Annotated in this window: 5 protein-coding genes and 1 pseudogene; 4 read left to right on the top strand and 2 right to left on the bottom strand. The window is 63.0% G+C overall.

Annotated elements, in window-relative coordinates:
• The coding region (locus tag WA317_RS07540; RefSeq protein ID WP_425172440.1) for a sigma-70 family RNA polymerase sigma factor at positions 1–772 on the bottom strand (772 nt) is incomplete at its 3' end.
• Between the two features lie 92 nt (positions 773–864).
• On the opposite strand from WA317_RS07540, the gene WA317_RS07535 reads away from it, so the two are divergent.
• From WA317_RS07535 to WA317_RS07520, 4 genes are all read left to right on the top strand, one after another.
• Positions 865–1,092 (top strand): hypothetical protein, encoded by a 228-nt coding sequence (locus WA317_RS07535; RefSeq protein ID WP_425172439.1) that lies wholly within the window; start codon positions 865–867, stop codon positions 1,090–1,092.
• Positions 1,093–1,402: 310 nt separating this feature from the next.
• On the top strand, positions 1,403–1,756 hold the full coding sequence (locus WA317_RS07530) for a VOC family protein (RefSeq protein WP_425172438.1): 354 nt from the start codon (positions 1,403–1,405) through the stop codon (positions 1,754–1,756).
• A gap of 177 nt (positions 1,757–1,933) precedes the next feature.
• The gene (locus tag WA317_RS07525; RefSeq protein ID WP_425172437.1) at positions 1,934–2,437 is read left to right on the top strand and encodes a DoxX family protein; all 504 of its coding nucleotides are present in this window, start codon (positions 1,934–1,936) and stop codon (positions 2,435–2,437) included.
• 24 nt (positions 2,438–2,461) lie between these two features.
• Positions 2,462–3,337 carry a sigma-70 family RNA polymerase sigma factor gene (locus tag WA317_RS07520; RefSeq protein ID WP_425172436.1) on the top strand — a complete coding sequence of 292 codons (876 nt, stop codon included), beginning with the start codon at positions 2,462–2,464 and terminating at the stop codon, positions 3,335–3,337.
• 725 nt (positions 3,338–4,062) lie between these two features.
• Here the strand turns inward: WA317_RS07520 and WA317_RS07515 are convergent.
• A pseudogene (locus tag WA317_RS07515) lies at positions 4,063–4,304 on the bottom strand (FAD-binding protein); the annotation flags it as partial.

The raw sequence follows: 4,304 nt of genomic DNA, 5'->3' as shown, positions 1-4,304 counted from the left end.
GTACCCGCCCGGCCTCGACAGTGAAATCGAAGGCGACCTTGATCTCGCCCCGGTGGATCCAGGCGGCGCCCGGACGATCGTCAACGAATACCGGGAAGGCAGCCGCGGCAGCGCCGTTGAAGAAGCTGGCCACCTCATCGGGGCCCTCCAGGCGCGTCGGCGTGCCGAGCGCGCTCGCGGCCGCGTCGGCGGAGACCACCGCGTCGGGAGCGAGCAGCTCCAGCAGCCGTGTGAAGTCACCCTCGCGGGCCGCGGCCATGAAGGCGTCCACGATCTCCCAGTCGGCGAGGGCATCCTCGGGCGCGGCCGGGCGCACCTTGGCGCGAGCCCGAGAGGCCAGCTTGCGCGCCGCGACCGGCGTCGTGTCGAGCATCGAGGCGATCAACTCGAAGTCAACACCGAAGCTGTCGTGCAGCACAAAGGCCACCCGCTCGGCGGGCGTTAGGCGGTCGAGCACCACCTGCAGCGCGATGCCGACGATGTCTGCCAGCACCACTTCGTCGGCGGGGTCGGGTGCCGTCGCCTCGACCTCAATCGACTCCGTCGGCACCGGCGTACGCGCCCGCAGCCGGTCGAGGCACAGCCGCGAGGTCACCGTGGTGAGCCAGGCCGGCAAGTTGTCGATTGGCTCGTCGGCGGCGTGCAGCCGCAGCCACGCCTGCTGCACGACGTCCTGGGCCGCGTCGGCGTCGCCCAGGATCCGCGCGGCGATGCGCTGCAGGCGGGGACGCTCGGCCTCGAAGCCGTCGCGGAGCTGATCGTCGCTCACCATGGCGGTCACACTTTCATCGTCGGGTGCGTCACCACTCTGACGCACCCGGACCGCCCGGTGTGACCAAAGGAGGAGGACTCTTCGTGAAAACCATGACCTGCAAGGACCTCGGTGGCCCCTGCGACCTCGCGCACCGCGGTGAGAGCGCCGACGAGATCATCAAGGCACAGGACCAACACCTCAAGGAACTCGTGAAGGCCGGTGATGACGCCCACGTGCCCGCCCGCGACGACATGAAGGGCCGCTGGCGCCACCCGATGAAGTCGATGAGCTGGTACAACGGTGTCAAGAAGCGGTTCGCCGAGCTGCCGGAGAGATGACGCTCAGTGGGCCGGTCCCCGGCCGCGCGGTAGCATCGGCGCACCGATTGTGCTGTCTGGCATCTGGTACTACATCGAAAGTAATCCCGTCATGAGCACGAACTGCCGGCGCACCCTGGAGCGCGTCGCGGCCGACATCAACACCTGACAGCAGGTTGCCGACTCAGCTGCGGGGACAGGATGTGATCGACCTCGTTTCTCTACAACTGAGACGGTGGCAGGTGGGCACTCCGACGGCGATCCGTCCACGATGAGTTTGATCCCACTGACAGGTCTCTCCTTGGAGACCTAATCGAAAGGAGTTGTGTTCATGTCGATCGAGCATGTCTTGGCTGTTGTTCCTGTGACCGACTTGGAGAGGAGTCGACGCTGGTACGAATCACTATTTGGGCGAGCGGCCGATAACAATCCAATGCCGAATCTCGTTGAGTGGCAGCTAGTTCCGGGTGCATGGGTACAGATGTTCGTCGACGAGCAACGTGCTGGCTCAACCCTGGTCAACTTCGCTGTCGATGATCTGGATGCCCACATCGATGAGTTGAAACAGCGCGGTCATGAACCGTGCGAGATTGTCGAGGCAAACAAGGGGGTGCGGTTGTCAACAATTACCGACCCTGATTCGAACACGATCCGGCTCATTGGCGGCTTCCGAGTCAAATATTGACCCGTTTCTGGTCCCCGCCGACAACCGTCCTCGGCGCCGGCTTCGCAGACCAGCCAGCGCAATCGAAGATAGGCCGGCGTCCGATCGTTTGCATGAGGAGTTCGGCAAGATGCAGTTGGAGGCGTGTCTCGCAAATCGGCGACGTCACATTCAGCTGAGTCGACGTGTCGAAGAAGTATGAGCACTCGTCACAACACTGAACAGGGCATCGACATGGCTGCAGTCACCGACTCCCAAACCCTATCCGCGCGTAGCGTGCGTGCCAGACTAGTCGCCTACTGGATCGTTACCGGCCTGCTTGCCTCTGAGCTGGTTCTCGGAGGGATCTGGGATATTTTGCGAATTCCTCTGGTCCGTGACGTGGTAACCCATGTGGGATACCCAACGTATCTTTTAGTGTTGCTGGGGGTATGGAAGCTGCTGGGCGCGGCGGCGCTGCTGGCGCCGCGCCTTCCGCTGTTAAAGGAATGGGCCTATGCCGGCGCGTTTTTCGTCTTCTCCGGCGCGATCGTGTCGCATTTGACCACCGGTAACGACCTGCACGAGCTCGGTTTCTTGGTCGTCTTGCTTCTTTTGATAGCGGCTTCGTGGACGCTACGTCCGGCTACACGCCGCCTGGGCAGCTCCGCCGGCGAACAAGGTGTGAGCCCGTCGCGCCCGGCCGGCGCGGTCACGATCTGACGGTCAGCATGCTGCGATAACGCAATGGCTAGTAACGATCGCTGGACCGAGCCGTTCGAACGAGCTCGACCACAACTGCGCGCGGTGGCTTACCGAATGCTGGGCTCACTCAGCGACGCCGAGGACGCCGTGCAGGAGGCGTGGCTGCGGCTAAGCGGCACTGATACCGCAGCCTTGCACAACATCGATGCATGGTTAACCACCGTTGTCGCACGGATTTGTTTAAACGTTCTGCGCACGCGGCAAATTCGACCACAAGAAGAGCCGATCGGCGCCCTACCGGATCCGCTCATCGACCCGCCGGCCGACATAGATCCCGAACACGAAGCGCTGTTGGCCGACTCCGTCGGTTTGGCATTGTTCGTCGTTCTAGACAAGCTGACGCCCACCGAACGTCTCGCCTTTGTACTGCACGACGTCTTCGCCGTGCCGTTCGACGACATCGCACCCATTGTCGACCGATCGGTAGAGGCCACCCGCAAGCTGGCCAGCCGGGCGCGCCAACGCATCCGGGCAGCCGGAACATCACCGGACGGCGACCTGGCAGCTCAACGCGAGGTCGTTGATGCCTTCTTCGCCGCCGCCCGCCGCGGTGACTTCGACCGGTTGGTGGCCGTGCTGCATCCCGACGTGGTGCTGCGGGGAGATTTCGGGGGAGGACGAACGCGCTCGACGTACGGCGCCGATGCGGTGGCAAAGCTGGCCGGCATTTATGCCGGCCAAGCCGGGAAGGTGTGCCCCGCTACCGTTAACGGAACCGCTGGGGCGGTCGTCGTCGGAGCCGATCGCGTAGCCGCGGTCATGGGGTTCATCGTCGTCGGCGAGCGGGTGACTGCGATCGACGTGTTGGCCGACCCGCGCCGGATAGCACGCCTAGACCTCAGCAGGGTGATCCGCTAGCGCTAGCGCGGCACTCACGCTGGTGCAGGAAGTACCTGCGCATCGCCTTGAACCCAGCAACGTTGGCATCCACCCCATGAGACGGGATTTGATCACTCCCGATTGTCTAGAACTGAGACGTCAGACCTCGACCTCACCTTGTGCACGTCGGTTTCAATGACGATCATGGGAGTTGCTGTCTTCTAGTGGACCCACGACGGTTGGACTGAGGACAGTTGGGAATTGCCGCGCCAGCGCAGGCATCTCAGCGCGTGCCGATCACCGATACGTCGCATTTGTCTTCCTGACACTGCCCAACACTCCTATCGGAGGCTGTGTGGACGGAATCGTCGCCAGGACCGAACGCGGGACCTCACTAGCCGGGCGCGCCGCAGTCTAATTCGTCACAGTGACGTATTCCTATTGGCGCGAGGAGTGGGAGGGTTGGGTCCGTCGATCGCCGACTACGTGGCCGGCCGCACGGGCAGCACTCGAGGTTTCGCCTACCACGTGAATCAATCACTAAGTGATTGAAACGACGGCAACCTCGGCGTATGCACAATCCTTTTACCTGGTCCGCCAGGGGGCGAGGATCCTAAATTAGTTCCGTGACGTGTTCAGATCGGTTCGAGCACTTGCATCTGATGCATCTCACATTGATTTTGTGCCGATAAGCGACATTATGTCAGGTCGGCCCACGCCATGTTGATCCGATGAAACATCCCGACCTACGCAAGGCGCTGTGCACTTTCCTCGCAAAATCGTTGCAGCGTCTCGTCTTCGACGGCGCCGTTCACCTCGTGGAGTAGGTAGTTGAACATGTTGTCCGGCGGGTCGTGGTAGCCAGCGGTGCGTTGATGAGCGGTGCCGCCGCCGGCGTAGACGATGCCGCCGGAAAGTGCGGAGGCACCGCCGCCCCACGACCGGTCGACGACCAGCACGCGGCCACCGTTCTCGGCTGCCGCGATCGCCGCGCAGGCTCCCGCAG

Source organism: Mycobacterium sp. (assembly GCF_049802695.1).
GTDB lineage: Bacteria > Actinomycetota > Actinomycetes > Mycobacteriales > Mycobacteriaceae > Mycobacterium.
This window is presented reverse-complemented; position numbering and strand designations above follow the sequence as displayed.